The organism is Bradyrhizobium sp. 172, assembly GCF_023101065.1.
Taxonomy (GTDB): domain Bacteria; phylum Pseudomonadota; class Alphaproteobacteria; order Rhizobiales; family Xanthobacteraceae; genus Bradyrhizobium; species Bradyrhizobium canariense_D.
In genome coordinates this window covers 4766750-4784979 of sequence record NZ_CP064701.1, presented here as the reverse complement: position 1 = coordinate 4784979, position 18230 = coordinate 4766750, and the positions used below count along the sequence as shown (strand labels likewise).

18 protein-coding genes and 1 pseudogene are annotated in these 18230 nt (G+C 64.7%); 11 read left to right on the top strand and 8 right to left on the bottom strand.

The window, feature by feature from the left end:
- Positions 1-20: 20 nt before the first annotated feature.
- From IVB07_RS23260 to IVB07_RS23240, 5 genes are all read right to left on the bottom strand, one after another.
- Positions 21-848, bottom strand: coding sequence for a class II glutamine amidotransferase (locus IVB07_RS23260; RefSeq protein WP_018459370.1), 828 nt, complete (start codon positions 846-848; stop codon positions 21-23).
- A 92-nt stretch (positions 849-940) separates the two neighbouring features.
- Positions 941-1567: an FMN-binding negative transcriptional regulator gene (locus IVB07_RS23255; RefSeq protein ID WP_018459369.1), complete on the bottom strand. Its 627-nt coding sequence runs from the start codon at positions 1565-1567 to the stop codon at positions 941-943.
- Positions 1568-1640: 73 nt separating this feature from the next.
- Positions 1641-3095, bottom strand: a complete 1455-nt coding sequence (locus IVB07_RS23250) for a PLP-dependent aminotransferase family protein (RefSeq protein ID WP_026233788.1) — start codon at positions 3093-3095, stop codon at positions 1641-1643.
- 50 nt (positions 3096-3145) lie between these two features.
- On the bottom strand, positions 3146-3742 hold the full coding sequence (locus IVB07_RS23245; protein ID WP_026233787.1) for a redoxin domain-containing protein: 597 nt from the start codon (positions 3740-3742) through the stop codon (positions 3146-3148).
- 15 nt (positions 3743-3757) lie between these two features.
- The gene (locus IVB07_RS23240; RefSeq protein ID WP_018459366.1) at positions 3758-5515 is read right to left on the bottom strand and encodes an MOSC and FAD-binding oxidoreductase domain-containing protein; all 1758 of its coding nucleotides are present in this window, start codon (positions 5513-5515) and stop codon (positions 3758-3760) included.
- A 168-nt stretch (positions 5516-5683) separates the two neighbouring features.
- Between IVB07_RS23240 and IVB07_RS23235 the strand changes: the two genes are divergently transcribed.
- From IVB07_RS23235 to IVB07_RS23215, 5 genes are all read left to right on the top strand, one after another.
- Positions 5684-6064, top strand: coding sequence for a nuclear transport factor 2 family protein (locus IVB07_RS23235; RefSeq protein WP_018459365.1), 381 nt, complete (start codon positions 5684-5686; stop codon positions 6062-6064).
- A 436-nt stretch (positions 6065-6500) separates the two neighbouring features.
- Complete coding sequence (locus tag IVB07_RS23230; protein ID WP_018459364.1) at positions 6501-6974, top strand: tellurite resistance TerB family protein; 474 nt, start codon at positions 6501-6503, stop codon at positions 6972-6974.
- Positions 6975-6976: 2 nt separating this feature from the next.
- Positions 6977-7339 carry a hypothetical protein gene (locus IVB07_RS23225; protein WP_026233786.1) on the top strand — a complete coding sequence of 121 codons (363 nt, stop codon included), beginning with the start codon at positions 6977-6979 and terminating at the stop codon, positions 7337-7339.
- The gene (locus IVB07_RS23220; protein ID WP_018459362.1) at positions 7336-7971 is read left to right on the top strand and encodes a TerC family protein; all 636 of its coding nucleotides are present in this window, start codon (positions 7336-7338) and stop codon (positions 7969-7971) included. The genes IVB07_RS23225 and IVB07_RS23220 overlap by 4 nt, the downstream gene beginning before the upstream one ends.
- Before the next feature lie 33 nt (positions 7972-8004).
- A complete protein-coding gene (locus tag IVB07_RS23215) occupies positions 8005-8589 on the top strand; it encodes a TIGR00645 family protein (RefSeq protein WP_018459361.1) in 585 nt (194 codons plus the stop codon).
- Positions 8590-8592: 3 nt separating this feature from the next.
- Here IVB07_RS23215 and IVB07_RS23210 read toward each other — a convergent pair whose 3' ends face one another.
- Positions 8593-9543, bottom strand: coding sequence for a LysR family transcriptional regulator (locus IVB07_RS23210; RefSeq protein WP_245288533.1), 951 nt, complete (start codon positions 9541-9543; stop codon positions 8593-8595).
- A 158-nt stretch (positions 9544-9701) separates the two neighbouring features.
- Between IVB07_RS23210 and IVB07_RS23205 the strand changes: the two genes are divergently transcribed.
- Complete coding sequence (locus IVB07_RS23205; protein WP_018459360.1) at positions 9702-10277, top strand: hypothetical protein; 576 nt, start codon at positions 9702-9704, stop codon at positions 10275-10277.
- Positions 10278-10310: 33 nt separating this feature from the next.
- Here IVB07_RS23205 and IVB07_RS23200 read toward each other — a convergent pair whose 3' ends face one another.
- Positions 10311-11393 (bottom strand): substrate-binding domain-containing protein, encoded by a 1083-nt coding sequence (locus IVB07_RS23200; RefSeq protein ID WP_018459359.1) that lies wholly within the window; start codon positions 11391-11393, stop codon positions 10311-10313.
- 112 nt (positions 11394-11505) lie between these two features.
- Between IVB07_RS23200 and IVB07_RS23195 the strand changes: the two genes are divergently transcribed.
- Together IVB07_RS23195 and IVB07_RS23190 are read left to right on the top strand one after the other, a co-directional pair.
- Positions 11506-12990 carry an aldehyde dehydrogenase family protein gene (locus tag IVB07_RS23195; RefSeq protein WP_026233785.1) on the top strand — a complete coding sequence of 495 codons (1485 nt, stop codon included), beginning with the start codon at positions 11506-11508 and terminating at the stop codon, positions 12988-12990.
- A gap of 187 nt (positions 12991-13177) precedes the next feature.
- The gene (locus IVB07_RS23190; protein WP_018459357.1) at positions 13178-13441 is read left to right on the top strand and encodes a hypothetical protein; all 264 of its coding nucleotides are present in this window, start codon (positions 13178-13180) and stop codon (positions 13439-13441) included.
- 7 nt (positions 13442-13448) lie between these two features.
- Here the strand turns inward: IVB07_RS23190 and IVB07_RS23185 are convergent.
- Positions 13449-14344: pseudogene (locus IVB07_RS23185) on the bottom strand (alpha/beta fold hydrolase).
- Between the two features lie 180 nt (positions 14345-14524).
- Here IVB07_RS23185 and IVB07_RS23180 point away from each other — a divergent pair.
- From IVB07_RS23180 to IVB07_RS23170, 3 genes are all read left to right on the top strand, one after another.
- Positions 14525-15913, top strand: a complete 1389-nt coding sequence (locus IVB07_RS23180; RefSeq protein WP_018459356.1) for a 3-deoxy-7-phosphoheptulonate synthase class II — start codon at positions 14525-14527, stop codon at positions 15911-15913.
- A gap of 4 nt (positions 15914-15917) precedes the next feature.
- Positions 15918-16271, top strand: coding sequence for a diacylglycerol kinase (locus tag IVB07_RS23175; RefSeq protein ID WP_018459355.1), 354 nt, complete (start codon positions 15918-15920; stop codon positions 16269-16271).
- Positions 16272-16362: 91 nt separating this feature from the next.
- Complete coding sequence (locus IVB07_RS23170; RefSeq protein WP_018459354.1) at positions 16363-18120, top strand: NAD+ synthase; 1758 nt, start codon at positions 16363-16365, stop codon at positions 18118-18120.
- Positions 18121-18230: the final 110 nt, after the last annotated feature.

The following is an 18230-nucleotide window of genomic DNA, read 5'->3' as shown; positions in this document are numbered from 1 at the left end:
GTGCCACCCGGCCAAGGTATTTACCCGCGGGCGATAATCCTTCTGGCAGGAGCGGGTTCCGCGTCGACCTCACTGGAAATTGCAAGATCGAACGGAACAATTTTCGCGCTCTCGGACGCACGTGCGACCAGCGCGTGATTCGCGGGCACTTCCGTCCAGTCTGTTTCCTTGTCGAACGGCTCGGAGACGACGATGACTTGGCCGCCAGCCTCGCGGAAATAGAGCGTGTTGGCGGCATCGTTGACCGCAACCCGGAAGGCATAGAGATCCCGGCCGTTGGCGATGGCGCTGGTGAAGCGTAGCCGCTCACGAAGCTCGCCTTCGTTGACGAGGCCGACGAGGGCTCGCAGCACGCGATGCGTTGCGCCGAGCGGATCGGCGTCGAGACCCGCGCCCATCATGGCGAGAAACACGGCTTCCGAATCGGTCGTGCCTGTCCGCGAGGGGTAGTAGGCATCGGGGATCAGCGCCTCGACCTTGCGCCGTAGGCGATTCCAGCTGCCGACGAAACCATTGTGCATGAACATCCACTGGCCGCAGGCAAAGGGATGGCAGTTCTGCCGCGTCACTGCCGTGCCGGTGGCGGCGCGCACATGGGCGAAGAACAGATGCGAGCGCAAATGGCGGCAGAGGTAGCGGAGATTTTCGTCCGACCAAGCGGGGCGTGTTTCACGATAAAGACCAGGCTCCGGATGCTCACCGTACCAGCCGAGACCAAAGCCGTCGCCATTCGAGCCCGCCGTCGACTGGAGCGAGCGGATGCTTTGCGCGATGAGCGAATGCTCGGGCTCGGTGACATAGGGCTCGAAGGACGTGGTCTCGCCCCGGTATGCGATCCAGCGGCACATAGGAATTCCGTCAGGAGATGCTTGCTGAAATGTAACAACGAACCTGACAGGACGATGGTTCCCGACAGCGAGTGTCGGGAACCAAGTGGCTACTAAACCGGAACCGGAATCAATGGCGCAACCTCGCGATCACCAGCGTTCTCGCTCGCTGCGAGACCTTGCGCGACGCCGACACGGTCAGCCTCGGGACGGTTCTGGCTCATCTTGCGCTTGCCTTCGAACCGCACGACGGGAATCCGCACGCCGACGATTCCGCGCAGCTGAGTTGCGATGAAATCTTCGGGGGCATCGGTAACGGCCCACGGCTTTGCACGCGATCCTTCATGCCTATTCGTGAGCCGCGTCACGGCGTCGAGCAGGCGCTCGGGCTCCTGGAAGAATTCGACCGGGCCGTAGGCATGCACCGCGACGTAGTTCCAGGTCGGCACGACCTTTTCGGTTTCCTGCTTGGTCGCGTACCAGGACGGCGTCACATAGGCGTCGGGACCGCTGAAGATCGCCAGCGCATCTCCGATCGGCGGCAGTTTCCATTGCGGGTTGGCTTTCGCCACATGTCCGTACAGCACGCCATGTTCGCCTTCGCTCTCGTCGAGAAGCAGCGGCAGCGGCGTGGCGACGGGGCCTTCGCTGGTGGCCGTGACCAGGCTGGCGAGGCGGGCGCCGCGAATGGTCGCTCGGATGCTCTCGATGTCGTCCTTGAAGGCGGGAGGGATGTACATGTCTATCTCCGGTGTTGCTCTGGAGATAGCCGGAATCTGGCCTGTAAGAAACTGCCAGTTATCGTCTATTTGATCAGTCCAGTTTGGCGACGGCTTGTGCGAGAAGCCTGCAGCCGCGCTCGATCTGTGCCACCTCCAATGCCGAATAGCCCATGACGAGGCCGACCGTCTTCCGCGGTCGGCGAGGTCCGACGAACAGCGCAGAGACGGAATAGATGCCGACGCCCTTTGCATGGGCCGCCTTGATCAACGCGTCCTCTCGCTTCTGCGGCAGGTCGTCGAACCACGCCACGATGTGCAGGCCGGCGGCCGTGCCCTCGATCCGGACGCGGTCCCCGAACCTGCGGCGAAGCGCGTCGAGCAGCGCCCGCTGGCGTTCGGCGTTGCGCCGGCGCACGCGCCTGATGTGGCCGTCATAGGCGCCGCTTTCCAGCATCGACGCGAGAGCGTCCTGTTCGATCAGCGGCGTGTGCCGGTCCATGATCTGCTTGGCGGCGGCGATCAGGGATCGCAGGGCGGAGGGCACCACCAGAAAGCCGATCCGCAAGGTCGGCGAGAGCGTCTTGGAGACGGTGCCGAGATAGATCACATTGCCGCCGCCTTCCAGCGCGTGCAGCGGCGGGATCGGCTTGGTATCGTAGCGATACTCGCTGTCGTAATCGTCCTCGATCACGTAGGCGTCGTTTGCCCTGGCCCAGGCGAGCAATTGGTGCCGGCGGCCGATCGGCATGACGCCGCCGAGCGGATATTGGTGCGACGGCGTGACATAGGCGAGGCGGGCTTCGACGCCATCGAGCCGCGCTGTCTCCAGTCCGTCCACGTCGACGGGAATCGGGATCGCCTCGGCGCCCGTTGCTGCGAAAGTATGCCGCGCCATCTGGTAGCCGGGATCCTCCATCACGAAGCGGTCGCCGGCATCGAGCAGCAGGCGCGCGCAGATGTCGAGGCCCTGCTGCGAGCCGTTCACGACCACGATCTGATCGACCTCGCAGCGGACGCTACGCGACCGCCACAGATAGCCTTGAAGCGCGGTCCGCAGCCGCAGCGCTCCGCAGGGATCGTCATAGGCCAGCCGTTCGGGCTTGCGCGCCATCGCAGCGGTCACGGCCTTTTTCCATGCCAGTACCGGGAAATCCGACGGCGCGAGCTCGCCATAGCGGAAGTTCGCGACGAGCCCGCGCGGCGGCTCAGACCAGCGCGGCGGGTCTTGAAGCAACCGGCTCCCGAAGGCCGACAGCCGCACCTTCCGCGCCGACGGCCGCGACACTACGCGCGTGCGTCCTCGCTCGACGACGGCGCGAGCCACACGCGGTCGCGCGCCATGGCGTGTCTCGATGAAGCCTTCGGCGGCGAGCTGTTCGTAGGCGATCGTGACGGTCGAGCGCGCCACGCCCATCTCACCGGCCAGCGCGCGGGAGGACGGCAGCACCCCGTCGATCCCATACACCCTCGCCAGGATCTGATCTCTCAAAGCCTCGTAGATCTGGCGCGCGCCCATGCGGTCGGGATTGGTCTTCATCTGGATCATCCACATTCCGAACCGGCATTCGCCCGGGCGGACGATGTCGGAATGTGGTTCTAATCCCGTTCGCCGAGAGTTTCGACGTAAGCCTTGCCGTAGGGATGAAAATGCTCCCTGCGGCCCTGGTCCCACAGTGCCCTGAGGCCGGGCGCCGCGATGTCCCAATCCGGCCGGCACTTCATGCCGACTGCCCTGAGGTCCTGGCGGAGCTCTTCGACGGTTGGACGGCCGAAGAACCAGTAGCCGTTGTAGATCTTGTGAATGACGAGGCCGGGCTCGAGCACGATCACGTGCGGAATCATCGGATTATGGACGGGGTCGGTGTATTCGGCGATGTCGAGATCCTTCTGAACGAGGCGCCGCGAATCCGAGAGAAAGGGCCAGTGCGCTCCGACGCCGCTGCGATATTCGCTGGTCTGGGTGATGTTGTCGGTCGTGATCGTGACCATCCGGCAATAGCCCACCTCCATCTCGCGATGGAGTTGCAGCAAGCCTTCGGCCTGGCGACGATCCTTGGGACAAAATCCGCCGCGGCCGAGCACGAGCACCATTGGATCGCCCGCCTGCAGTTCGGAGAGCTTCCGGTGCTTGCCGGTGTGGTCGCTGAGTTCGTAATCCGGGAAGGTTACTCCCGGCATCATGTCAGGTCGCATTGCGCTCTCCCACTTTTACAGATCAACCACGACGTCGTTTCGGGGTCGTGAGCAGCAGATCAGGACATTGCCGTCCGCGGGCGGATCGAGCGGATCCGGCGCATAGTCAACCGTCCCCGCGATCAACCCGCTCTCGCAATTGTGGCAGACGCCGGTCCGGCACGACCAGCGCACGGGGACGTCGCACGCCTCGGCCAATTCCAGCAGGCTGGCATAGGATGGTCCCCAGCGGACATTGAGGCCACTCCGGGCGAACGAAACCATCGGGCCGGGGCCGGGGGCACCGATCGGCGGGTGCGCCCGCTTCTGCGGGGAGGACGCTATGCCGGGCGTCAAGGACGGTCCGGCGCCGAACAATTCGGTGTGGATGCGATCCGGTGCGACGCCCAACGTGGTGAGGCCAGCTTTCAGATCGTTCATGAAACCTGCCGGTCCGCACAGATAGAAATCGCCGTCACGCGGCACGCTCAGGGTCTGGAGCAGGCGTGCGTCGAGATGTCCGGCTGTGTCGAACGCCACATTGAGACGATCGTCCGGGTCAGGCGCGCTGTAGCAGACGTGGCTATGGTGACGAGAGAGCCCACCTAGCAATTCGCGCGCCTCGGCGGCGAACGCATGTTCGCGGCCATTGCGAGCGCCGTGCAGCCACCACACGTCCCGCGTCGTCGCTTCGGCGGCGAGCGCGTGAAGCATTGCGAGCAAAGGGGTGACGCCGATGCCGGCGCTCAACAGGATGACGGGGCGTGCATCTTGCCGGAGCGTGAAACTGCCGCGTGGCGCACCTAGTTGCACGGCAGCGCCGGCCAGCAGCTCGTCGGCAATGTAACGGCTGGCGGCGCCGTGAACTTCGCGCTTGATGCTGACGCGATAGGACGCGGCATCGGCGCCGCCCGACAGCGAATAGCTGCGTGTCATCGCCTGCGCACCGGAGGGCTCGAGCTTGATGACGACGAATTGACCGGGCAGGGCGGCCGCCACGGGATGTCCGTCGGCGGGTTCGAGGATCAGCGACGTCACGTTGCCGCTTTCGGCGATCTTTCGCGCCACGCGAAAGGAGCGGAATCCGCGCCAGGCCGGAGTTGGGCTCGCCGCCGGCCCAAGCCCGGCGTTTCCCGCGGTCTTGTTGTCCTTCTGCTGCTCGAGCAGCGCCTCGAAAGAACGGCGCCAGCCGCGGCTCAGCGCGGGAATCCGCAGCGCGCGCTCCAGGCGTTCGCGCGGATGAGGCGGCAGGTAAAGCAGCGCATTGATCTCGAACACGCTCATGCGCTCGGGTCCCACAGCGATCTGTGTGATCTCGTCACCGGCTTCGACGTCGCCTTCCTCGATCACACGGAAATAAAATCCGGGCCGCCCGTGCCTGACGAGCAGCGCGGCCATGTCCGGCTCGTCCATGCGAATGCCGAGACGGTAGCAGGTGACGCGCGGCTGCGTCACTTCGAACACCGCGGAGCCGATCCTGTAGCGGTCTCCGATGCACACGTTGGTGTCGGCGAGGCCCTCGACCGTAAAGTTCTCGCCGAACTGGCCATGAACGAGGTTGGATCGACCCGGATGCTCCTGCCAGTACCGATAGGATTCATCCTGATAGACGAATACGGCACGATGTTCGCCGCCATGACCGGCCGTATCGCCCTGGCCGTCGCCATCGATGTTGAGCCGGCGCACCCTGCGCGGGCCTGTGACCTGTGCCTTCCAGATGCCGGTGTGGACGGTCCGACCCTGCCAAGCGACGTCGCGCGGCAGGCCGACATTGACCGAAAGCAGACGTGCCATTCCGTGTTCCCGATCTGGCTGCGTGGTTCTGCCGTCATCCTTGCATCCGGATGGGGTTTTTGGCTCGTTAGTCGTTGTTAGACGTTGCGAGCAAGCCTTGCCACCGGCGGCCCTGAGGCCAATTTGAAATGCGTAACGTAAACGCAGTCGGTACAACGGGAGATCACGATGGATGATCAGGGCAAGCTGGCCGCGCTCCAGCGCCATTGGGATGCTTCGGATGCGAACGATTTCGAGGCCGAGCACGACATCTATCGCGAGGACGCGGTGCTCGACTATCCGCAGTCCGGCGAGCGCATTCGCGGTCGCAGGAAGATTCAAGAGAGCCGGTTCGTGCAGCCGAACAAGAAGCGCTTCACGGTTCGGCGGATCGTCGGCAGTAACGATCTCTGGGTGAGCGAATTCGTGCTGACCTATGACGGGGTGCCGTCTTACGTAGTGAGCATCATGGAATTCCGCGACGGCCTCGTGGCGCACGAGACTCAATATTTCGGCGACAGGTTCGAGCCGTCGCCCTCGCGGGCGCATCTTGTCGAGCGGGTGGGGTAGGCTGAGTGCTCCGCACTCCGCTGTCATTCCCCGCGCAGGCGGGGAATCCAGTACGCTGCGGCTTCTCGACAAACTACGGGCGTCTCGGAGTACTGGATCGCCCGCCTGCGCGGGCGATGACTGTAAAAGACATGATCGCAGGTGCGGAGCGCGCAGAACTGCTTAGCCAATGTGGCAACACGGAACCCGATGCGGCGGCTGGTCGCAGTCGCGTCGTCTTGATTCCGACAGCCCCATCTTTATGTGTGAAACGAACAAGAATCCGGGCCCCTCTGGCGAGGAAGTCGACGCTGTCGGCAAAACCTCGTGATGTCGGATGACCTGTCCCGCGCGAATGCGATGGATCGGCCGATCGTCGGGCCTTCTTGAGAGTCTCTCCGACCGAATCGTCCCCATCGCAGCTCCGTGCGGTCTTTCGCAAGATAAGGGAGCAACGATGTCCGACGCCAAGCATTCAAATCCGATCGAAATCGAGATCACCGAGCCATCCAGCCTGAACGAGCAGGCTGCGGTGGCACTGGTGATCGTCGGCGCGCTGGTTGCCGTCGCCGACCGGCAAGTTTCGCCGGTCGAACGCGACGAGGTCGTCCGGTTCATCCGGGATCGCAAGCTGGCGCCGCATATCTCGGACGACCGGCTCTACGCGATGTTCGACGAGCTTGCTGAACGACTCGAGGAGCCGGATTTCGCCAATGTGGTGATCAAGAATTTGCGTCCGGTTTCAGACCTGCCGCTGTCGGCTCATTTGATGGAACTGTCGGAGCGCGTCGCGGCCGCGGACGAGGACGTGCATCCCCACGAAGTGCAGGCGATCAAGCTGTTGCGCCTGCTGACGCTGGTGCTGCCGCGCGCAAAGCAGGTGACGCCGGGTGCAGTGCGCGCCGAACACCGCATCGCCGCCGAGGAGTAAGCATGAGCGTAGTTTCGGACGAGGATAAGACAGGGACTGCGGGCGCTAGCGGCCAGATGGCTGGCGGCGACCCGCGCCTCGACAAGCTTGTCCGTCGCCTGCCGCCGCGCATGGGCGACACCGTCACCTATCTGCTCAAGCCATCCAGCCGCTGGGTGAGAATCCCTTCGGGTGCGCTGCTGATTGTCGGCGGCGTGCTCTCCTTCCTGCCGGTGCTCGGCGTCTGGATGCTACCGCTCGGCCTCGCTTTGCTCGCGGAAGACGTGCCCGCGCTGCGCTCCGGGCGCGCCAAGGTTCTGGATTGGGTCGAGCGGAAGAAGCCGCACTGGCTCGATCCGTCCGCACCGAAAAATGACCAATCATGACTGAATTCATCACCACCGAAGCGCTGACCGCGCTGCTTCAGGTCGTCCTGATCGACCTCGTGCTCGCCGGCGACAACGCCGTCGTCATCGGCCTTGCCGCAGCCGGCCTCCCGGCCGATCAGCGCCGGCGCGCCATCGTCGTCGGCATCATCGCCGCCACCGCCCTGCGCATCGTCTTTGCCGGCGTCGCGACCCAGCTTCTGCAAGTGATCGGGCTATTGCTCGCCGGCGGCGTGCTGCTGCTCTGGGTGTGCTGGAAGATGTGGCGGGAGCTGCGCGAGCAGTCCGCGCATGCGAACGAACTCGCGTTCAGCCATGGCGGCAGCAGCGCTGCGCCTGCGTCCCGAAAGACCTTCAGGCAGGCGGCGGTGCAGATCGTCGCCGCCGACGTCTCGATGTCGCTCGACAACGTGCTCGCGGTCGCGGGCGCTGCGCGCGAGCATCCCTACATCCTCGCTTTCGGCCTGCTATTGTCGGTCGCGTTGATGGGCGTCGCCGCCGATTTGCTCGGCCGCGTGCTCCAGAAGCAGCGCTGGATCGGCTATGTCGGCCTCGCCATCATCGTTTACGTCGCCTTCGAGATGATCTATCGCGGATCGCTCGAGCTCGCGCCTGTGATCGCGAGTCTCTGAGGCAACGCGCCTGTCCATCATCCGGAGTGATCAATGACGTCCGAACCCAAAGCACCTTCGGCGGATTCCGTGCCGGCGCCGCAAATCGGCCCGTTTGCCCAACTCATCTTTGGCTCGCGCTGGCTGCAGGTCCCGCTTTATGTCGGCCTCATCGTCGCGCAGGCCGTCTATGTGCTGCTGTTCCTGAAGGAGCTCTGGCACCTGGTCGTGCACTCGTTCGACGCCAGCGAGCAGCAGATCATGCTGGTCGTGCTCGGGCTGATCGACGTCGTGATGATCTCGAACCTGCTGGTGATGGTGATCGTCGGCGGTTACGAGACCTTCGTCTCGCGCCTGAACCTCAGCGGTCATCCGGACGAGCCGGAATGGCTCAGCCACGTCAATGCCAGCGTGCTCAAGATCAAGCTTGCGATGGCGATCATCGGCATCTCCTCGATCTCGCTGCTCAGGACCTTCATCGAGGCGGGCAATCTCGGCACGACGCGGAGCAATTTCACCGAGAGCGGCGTGATGTGGCAGGTGCTGATCCACCTGACCTTCATCATCTCCGCGATCGGCATCGCCTGGGTCGACCGCCTCGGCGATAGCGGCCAGCGCAAGGGGGCTGGCCACGGCTGAACGTCAGACCGTCGGCGTTTGATCAGGCGATCTGCGGATGCGCCGCGTTTTCCCGCCGCTCGCGCTCGCCCAGTTCGCGCACCAGCTCCTGGAGGAAGGATTCCGTGTAAGCGGGGAGGGTGCGCTCGGCGCGAACGTAGATGCCGAGATCTGACCACACCGGGCTGCCGGCATTGTCGAGCGGCAGGAAGACGAGCCGGCTGTCGCGCGACAGCCTGCTGATGCCGAGCTGGGTCTGGAAGCGACGCCGCGCGCCGCGAGCTCGCGCATCAGGTCGATCGAGTTGGCCTGGATGGCCGGCTCCGGGGTCTCGGAGAGCTGCGCGATCAGCGGCTGGAGCAGATGATAGATCGACAGCTCCGGCAGCGCGTGGATGACGGGAAAGGCGAGACATTGGGGCAGCGTGACCGTCTTGCCGCGCGCCAGTGGATGCTCGCGCGCGACGACCGCGCCCAGGCGAAACCGTTTCAAGGCGACCTGGCGCAGGTCCGGCGGATGCCGCAGCGCCATGGCGATGCCGATGTCGGCCTCGCCGCGGCTCAGGGCCTCCAGCACGTCCGACGATCCCTTCACTTCGGTGGTGAAGCTGACGCGCCGGGCGCGGCCGCGATGGGAGGCTATCAGGTCGGGCAGCACCGACTCCGTGAGCGACTCGATGCAGGCAATGCTGACGGTGCCGTGCCAAGTCCCCGCCAGGGATGCGACGTCCGAGCGGAAGCGGTCGAGGTCCTGGAGCACGTTCATGACGTGCCGGGCCAACATCTCGCCGACCGTCGTCAGCGTCAGGCCGCGCGCATTGCGCTCGAACAAGGGTGACCCAACCTCCTGTTCAAGCTTGAGAATCTGGCGGCTTACGGCCGACGAGGCAACGTTCAGCATGCGCGCAGCGGCCCGGATCGAGCCGGTGCGGCGGACGGCGTGGAAGTACTGGATGGCCGGTGAGTGAAATCGCATGGGACCCCCGGCCGGACTATAGCCGTTGCCGAAACGGCATCAACGTGTACGAAATTCTGTGCTTTTCGAGTGCGCTCCTCCCACCTAGGTTCGCCGCCGGCTTGGCCGGTCCTGTCGGGCCGTCATGCCATGCGCAACGAGGCGCCAGGGGATCCCGGGTGGACGAGAACATTGTTTGCGAGGTCGCGCCGGACACGCGTCTGGTCGATCGCCGTCGCGCGGCGGCCTATGTCGGCGTGACCGCCGGACGCTTCGAGCAGCTGGTGCGCGACAGCGTCGTGCCACCGCCGGTCATGGTGGACAACAAGCGGCGCTGGCCGCTCGCGTTGCTCGACGTTGCGAAGGACGCGGTTGTCGCCAGCAGCATGCCGTGCCTGCCGCAGGTGATGGTCGAGATTGCGCAGGACGCGCGTCCCTGCGAACGGGCCCCCGCACCAGCCTCGCACGAACTGCCGGATAAAAACTGGTTCGAGCAGCGCGCGCGGTTCGTTCAGCGCGTGCGCCGGTCGCTGCTGTCGGGCAACGAGATACGGCTCTTGCGCGAGTTCAAGCTGCTCAGGCAGAACCAGATCAGCATGTTCGGCTATTACGGCAGTTTCGAAGCCCTGATGGTGCGCGGCTACATCGTCGAGCTCGCGCGAAAGCCGCCGTCGAGCCGTCCGCTGGTGACGTACCGGCTGACCGCGCAGGGCGAGCGGGTCACGTCGGCGCTCAAGGGCGAGCCGGCGATCTGACCGGCGCGGACAAGGCGATGGCATCCTCCGGCATCATCGCACGGCGTGCATCTCCAGAAATGCCTTCACGCCGGTGACGGTGCCCGTATCCGACGGCACATAACCGGGCAGGGTGGCGATGGCTGCGCGAAAATCGGCGCTGCGGATGATCTCCAGGATGCGCTGCATCGGCCCGGTGTCCAGGAACGCGCGCTTGCAGACGAAGAAATAATCCTCGGTCAGGAGCCGGATGAAATCGAGGCCGAAATGCCGGGCGGCGGCTTCGACGCCGAAGCTCGCATCAGCCATGCCGCTCGCGACATAGGCTGCGACCGCGGCGTGGGTGAATTCGATCTGCTGCGCGCCGTTGATCCTGCTCTCGTCGATGCCGTTTGCCGCAAGCAGTTGGTCGAACAGAAGCCGCGTGCCGGAATCGTGGTCGCGGTTGACGAAGCGGACTTTGGGTCCGGTGAGATCACCAAGCGAAGCAATGCGCAGCGGATTGCCGCGCGCGACCATCAATCCCATTTCGCGTGTGACGAAGCTGATGATGCGATCCTCGCGCGGATCGAGCCATTCGCGCGCAGCCTTGATGCCCTGGGCGCGCAGCGCGCCGTGCGGCAGATGCAGGCCGGAGAGATCGCAGGCGCCCTGCGCCAGCGAGACCAGCGAATGCTGGTTGCTGACATAGCGCAGATCGACGCCGATGCCGGGCTCGCGGTCGAGGAATTCGCGCAGTTTTGCGACCGCAAAACCGTGGCTGGCATGCACGCGGATCACCGACGGGCGCTGCTCGAGGAACGGCTTGATCTCGCTCGCCAGCTCCTGTGCCAGATTCTCAAGCTGAGGTCCGAGCCGGGCCTGCATGCGCTCGCCCGCCCACACCAGCCGCTCGCCGAACGGCGTGAGTTTCGAGCCCTTGCCGCGCTGGGTTTCCACCAGCGGCGTGCCGAAGAACTCCGACCATTGCTCGATCAGATTCCAGACATGGCGATAGGAGAGGTGCGCATCCTTGGCCGCGCTGGTGATCTTCCCGGTTCTCCTGATCTCGTTGAGGACGCCAAGCATGATGACGGCGGTGCGCGGATTGCCCTCCCGGCGAAACCGCCAGACGGCCTCGATCTCGATCTGAAGCATTGGTCCTCCCTATGAACTACATTTCATATGACCGCGGTCCATTTGCAATCCATATCATATTTACTCCCGTCCACAGGCGCCTAGTCTGGTATACCAGAACTGGAGGAATATGATGTCTGTTGCATATGACTTTGCACACTCGCCGGCCACCGAGTTCATGTCCCGGCCACAGCATCTGCTGATCGACGGTCGCCGCGTCCCGGCGAACTCCGGTCGCACATTCAAGTCGCTCAATCCGGCCACCGGGCAGGTCATCGCCATCGTCGCCGAAGGCAACGAGGCCGATGTCGATCATGCAGTAGCGGCCGCGCGCCGGACCTTCGAAGGCCCCTGGCGCACGATGCGGGCGTCCGAGCGCGGCCAGATCCTGCTACGCTGGGCAGACCTGCTCAAGGCTCACGCCGAGGAGATCATCGAACTCGAGTCGATCGATGCGGGCAAGCCGATCGCCGCGACATCGCGGCAGGATTTTCCGGCCGCCGTCGACACGCTGATCTACTACGCCGGTTGGGCCGACAAGATCAGCGGCGACGTCGTACCCGTGCGCGATGATGCCCTGACCTACACCGTGCGAGAGCCGGTCGGCGTGGTCGCGGCGATCGTGCCCTGGAATTTCCCGCTGATGATCGGGATGTGGAAGCTCGCGCCGGCGCTGGCCTGCGGCTGCACCATCGTGATGAAGCCGGCCGAGCTGACCTCGTTGTCGGCGCTACGCATCGCCGAGCTCGCGCTTGAAGCCGGCCTGCCGGCGGGCGTCTTCAACGTCGTCACTGGCCCCGGCCGCGTCGTCGGCGACGCGCTGGTCAATCATCCCGACGTCGACAAGGTCACCTTCACCGGCTCTCCCGGTGTCGGGCGGGGAATCATGAAGGGCGCCGCTAGCAACTTCAAGCGCGTCTCGCTCGAGCTCGGCGGCAAGTCGGCCAACGTCATTTTCGACGATGCCGATCTCGAAGCCGCATCGAAAGCTGCGGCTTCCGGCATCTTCTTCAATGCCGGCCAAGTCTGCTCGGCCGGCTCTCGCGTGCTGGTGCAGGAAAAAGCCTATGGCGAGGTCGTCGAGCGGCTGGCGGCACGCGCAAAGTCGCTCAGGATCGGCGACCCGCTCGACCGCAAGACGACGCTCGGCCCCGTCATATCCGAGAAGCAGATGAAGTCGGTCCTCGATTATGTCGAGATCGGCCGGAAGGAGGGCGCGACCCTCGTCACCGGTGGCGAGAAGGTCGGCGATCGCGGCTACTTCATCAGCCCCGCGGTGTTCGCGAATGTCGCGCACGAGATGCGGATCTCGCAGGAGGAGATCTTTGGCCCCGTCGTCAGCGTCATCAAGTTCAAGGATGAAGCCGACGCTTTGCGGATTGCCAACGGCACGGCTTACAGCCTCGCCGCCGGCGTCTGGAGCCGCGACATCGGCAAGCTGCAGCGCTTTGCCAAGCGGGCGCGCGCGGGCACGGTCTGGATGAACACCTATGGCTATACCGACGTGCGGCTGCCCTGGGGCGGCGAGCGCGACTCCGGCCTCGGCCGCGAGCACGGCACCGCCGCGCTCGACAATTTCACGGAGCCCAAGGCTGTCTGGATGAATCTGGCCGTTTGATACCTCCCGAGCGGCCAACCCTGGAGCCCGCCTGACCACCCGTGCAGGCGGGCTCTTTTTTCGGGATCGATAAGATTGTCTGCTTTCTGCTCAGCGGCGGCAAACCCTGCGGACAAGAACCATGCGGCCTTAAACCCCGGCTTTGGAACCGGCGTGCATCCTGCCTGCAACAGGGTGGGGCATCAGCATGTCAGTTCTCAGGGAGGTCGTCGTCGCAATCGCGGGAGTCTACGCACTTCTGTTCGCGTGCGACGCAATGTTCGGGGTCGGCGAGGCGCGCTTCGACGACGCCTATTACAGCGCCAGTTTTTACGCGCCGCGGCCTAAGGAGTTTCGTTTTGCGGGCGATACGCCGCCGGCCGTCCGCGTCAGCCAGGCCTTTGCGCAGTTCGCGCCGGGCGAAGCCAAGCCGAACAAGCGCTACTCGTCGCTGACGACGATCCTCCGGTAAGCGCCGTCTACTCTCCCTGGATCCATTCCGCGACGCCACGCCACAACGTGTCGCGGTGGTCGGGGCGGAAGAAGCCGAAATGGCCGATCGCCTTGGCGCCGACGTCGGACGGCTTCACGTTGAGCACCTCAGGCTTGATCGCGGTGAATCCGCTCGCAAGCAGCTCGACCGCGGGCCGCGTCGCCCAGGGATCGTCGGAGAAGCAGAGGGTGCGCAGCTCGCCCTTGAACTTGGCGAAATTCTCCAGCGCCGGCAGCTTTGAATCGAAGAGATAGCGGGGGCTCGAGACCCACTCGGCCCATTGCAGGAAGACGCCCTTGGGCAAATCCTCGCCGATGCCGGCCCAGGCCGGCGCGTAACCGAGCGCGTGCACGAGCGGCACGCCGACAAAATTCATGAAGGCGAAGACGCGGTATTTTTCCGGCGACGTCATCAGCCGCCAGGTCGCCGCCTGCGAGGCCACCAACGCGGCGCGCGAAATGTCCGTGTTGTTCGCGAGCAGCCCGAGCGCCTGGCCGCCGAAGGAATGCCCGACATAGGTCAAGGGCAGGGTATTGTAGCGCTCGCGCATCCAGTGCACTGCGGCGGTGACGTCGAGCGCGGCCCAGTCCGACATCGAGGCCTTGAAGCCGACCAGCGATTTCGGCCGGTTGTAGCCGACCATCGCCGGCAGCCGGGAGTCGCCGATGCCGCGATAGTCGTAGGTCAGGACCGCGCAGCCGCGATGGGCGAGATAGGAGGCAAAGCCACGATAGATTTTTCGCGGGACGGCGGTGGCGGAGTTGATCAAGACGGCATGGCGCTTGGTCCCGCGCGGCAGGAATAGGGTGCCGGTCAGCGCATATCCGTCAGTCGCCGGGAAGCTGATCTCGTCGATGAAACGTCGTCTAGTGCCACGTCCATGGGCCGAAGGTATCTTGCCAGTTTCCAAGCAGTTCCCAGCAAGTGCGAATTTGGCTTTCCCCGCAAGGCTTTGCAGTGCCAGACGGATTTACAACTGGCGGCCGGTGGCCACCCTGTGTATAAGGCGACCCTCGCAACCCACAGATCAGGTTGTGCTTTTTGCTTCACGGAGAGATTGCGATGTCCGAGCGGTGGACGCCCGAGTCCTGGCGCAGCAAGCCGGTGCTACAGGTGCCCGATTATCCCGACGCCAAGGCCCTGGCCGACGTCGAGGCGCAGCTTGCGACCTTTCCGCCGCTGGTGTTCGCGGGCGAGGCGCGCAATCTGAAGAAGGCGCTGGCGCGGGTCGCAGCCGGTGAGGCCTTCCTGCTGCAGGGCGGCGACTGCGCCGAGAGTTTTGCCGAGCACGGCGCCAACAACATCCGCGACTTCTTTCGCGTGCTGCTCCAGATGGCGGTGGTGCTGACTTATGCCGGCGCCGTCCCGGTGGTGAAGGTCGGGCGCGTTGCCGGCCAGTTCGCAAAACCCCGGTCCTCGTCGACCGAGAAGATCGACGGTGTCGAGCTGCCGAGCTATCGCGGCGACATCGTCAACGACATCGCCTTCACCAAGCAAGCGCGCATCCCCGATCCGCAGCGCCAGCTGATGGCCTATCGCCAGTCGGCCGCGACGCTGAACCTGCTGCGTGCATTCGCGACCGGCGGCTACGCCAATCTCGGCAGCGTGCATCAGTGGATGCTCGGCTTCCTCAAGGATAGTCCGCAGTCCCGTCGCTACAAGGAATTGGCCGACCGCATCTCCGATGCGCTCAATTTCATGCGCGCCTGCGGCCTCGATCTCGAGGCCCATCCCGAGCTGCGCGCCACTGATTTCTACACCAGCCACGAGGCCCTGCTGCTCGGCTACGAGCAGGCCATGACCCGGGTCGATTCCACCACCGGCGACTGGTACGCGACCTCGGGCCACATGATCTGGATCGGCGACCGCACCCGCCAGCTCGACCACGGCCATATCGAATATTTCCGCGGCATCAAGAATCCGATCGGGCTCAAATGCGGCCCGTCGCTCAAGCCCGACGAACTGCTGAAGCTGATCGACGTGCTCAATCCCGACAACGAACCGGGCCGGCTGACGCTGATCGGCCGCTTCGGTTCCGACAAGATCGGCGAGCATCTGCCGAACATGATCCGCGCCGTAAAGCGCGAGGGCAAAGTGGTGGTCTGGTCGTGCGATCCCATGCACGGCAACACCATCACCTCGACGTCGGGTTACAAGACGCGCCCCTTCGACCGCATCCTGTCCGAGGTGAAGTCGTTCTTCGCGATCCACGCCGCGGAAGGCACCCATGCCGGCGGCGTGCATCTGGAGATGACCGGCCAGGACGTCACCGAGTGCCTCGGCGGCGCCCGCGCGATCACTGACGAGGATCTCAACGACCGCTATCACACGGTCTGTGATCCCCGGCTCAATGCCGAGCAATCCATCGATATGGCTTTCCTGGTCGCAGAACTGCTCAAGCAGGAACGCGCCGGCAAGGTCAGGCCGATGCCGGTCGCAGCGGGGCTCTGAGACCTTGCTGCGAATCTGGAAGGCCACGATCAATTCCCGTAACGGTCTGGCCTTTGCGTTCCGCTCGGAGCAGGCCGTCCGCGAGGAAATCGTTGCGCTCCTCTTGTCGCTGCCGCTCGCGTGGTTCGTCGGCGCGACCGCGATGCGGGCGGTCGAGCTGATCTGCGCGGTCGCGTTCGTGCTGGTGGTCGAGCTGCTCAATACGGCGATCGAGAAGCTTGCCGACCGGCTGACCATGGATCACGACAAGCAGATCGGACGGGTCAAGGACATGGGCTCGGCCGCGGTCGGTGTCGCGCTGCTGATGGCCGGCGCGTTCTGGATCATCGCCATCATCGAGCGATTGGGATTTCTTTAAAGCGCGTATCGCGCTTTAAACTGTTTTTTCAGCATGATCTTTTCGGAAAACCGCTTCACTCTTTTCCGGATCATGCTCTGATCGGAGCGCCATGACCGAACGTCTCAACGCATTCGCGGTCACGCTCGCCCAGCTCAATCCGACCATGGGCGACATCGAGGGCAATGCCGCGAAAGCGCGCGCGGCGCGCGTGCAGGCAGCCGCCGACGGTGCCGATCTCGTGCTGTTTCCGGAATTGTTCATCGCCGGCTACCCGCCGGAAGATCTCGTGCAGAAGCCTTCCTTTCAGGCCGCCTGCCGCGCTGCGATCGAAGCGCTGGCGCGCGAGACCGCCGATGGCGGGCCGGCGATGCTGATCGGCACGCCCTGGGTCGAGGAGGGCAGGCTCTATAATGCCTGCGCGCTGCTCGATGGCGGCCGTATCGCTGGCCTGCGCTTCAAATGCAATCTACCGAATTACGGCGTGTTCGACGAGAAGCGGCTGTTTTCGCGCGGGCCTGCCGCCGGCCCCGTCACCGTGCGCGGCGTGCGCGTCGGTGTGCCGATCTGCGAGGACATCTGGCTTGAGGAGTCCGAGGACTACGAGAACGTGGTCGAGACGCTGGCCGAGACCGGCGCCGAGATCATCCTCGTGCCGAACGGCTCGCCTTACGCCCGCGACAAGGCCGACGTGCGCTTGTCGGTCGCGGTCGCGCGCGTCACCGAGAGCGGTCTGCCGCTGGTCTATCTCAACCAGGTTTGCGGCCAGGACGAGTTGGTGTTCGACGGCGCCTCCTTTGCGCTCAACGGCGACCTTTCGCTCGCAGCGCAATTGCCGGCGTTCGCGGAGAGCATCACCACACTGCACTTCACGAGAAGCGGCGACGATTGGCGTTGCACCGGGCCGATCGCCGCGCAGCCCGAGGCAGACTACGCCGACTACGCGGCCTGCGTGCTGGGCTTGCGCGACTACGTCGCCAAGAATGGCTTTCCCGGCGTGCTGCTCGGCATTTCCGGCGGCATCGACTCCGCGCTGTGCGCGGCGATCGCGGTCGATGCACTCGGTTCCGATCAGGTGCACGGCGTGATGCTGCCTTATCGCTACACCGCGGCAAGCTCGATTGCGGACGCCGGCGAGCTCGCCGGCCATCTCGGCATCCGCTACGAGGTGCTGCCGATCGCCGAAGCGGTGACCGGGTTCGAGACCATCCTGTCCGGCGTCTTCAAGAATCTGCCGCCCGATGTCACCGAGGAGAATCTCCAGGCCCGCACCCGCGGCACGCTGCTGATGGCGATCTCGAACAAGACCGGCCTGATGGTGGTGACCACAGGCAACAAGTCGGAGATGTCGGTCGGCTACGCCACGCTCTATGGCGACATGAACGGCGGCTTCAATCCGATCAAGGACATCTACAAGACACAGGTGTTTCGGCTGGCAAGCTTGCGTAATTCGTGGAAGCCCGAGGGGGCGCTGGGGCCGGCCGGTGAGGTGATCCCGCCCGACATCATCACGCGTCCGCCGACCGCGGAGCTGCGCGAGAACCAGACCGACCAGGATTCGTTGCCGGCTTACGACGCGCTTGATGCCATCCTGGAGCGTCTCATCGAGCGCGAAGAGCCGCTCGATATAATCATCGCCGCGGGCTTTGACCGCGAGACGGTCACCCGCATCGACCATCTCCTCAACGTCGCCGAATACAAGCGCCGCCAGGCCGCGCCCGGCGTCAAGGTCACAGCCAGGAATTTCGGCCGCGACCGCCGCTATCCCATCACCAACCGCTTTCGCGACAAAGGCGAGCAGCTCGGCGCTCCGGATGAGACGCTGGTCTCGCGTGGGAGCAAAGCCTCGATCGACGCGTTTGAGGGGTGAGGCTGGCGCTTGCGCTGCCGTTTCCGCAACCGAGATCGGCGTTATTGTGCCCTCGCCCCTTGCGGGAGAGGGCAGCTCCGCTGTCGAAGCGAACTCATTCGGGTGAGGGG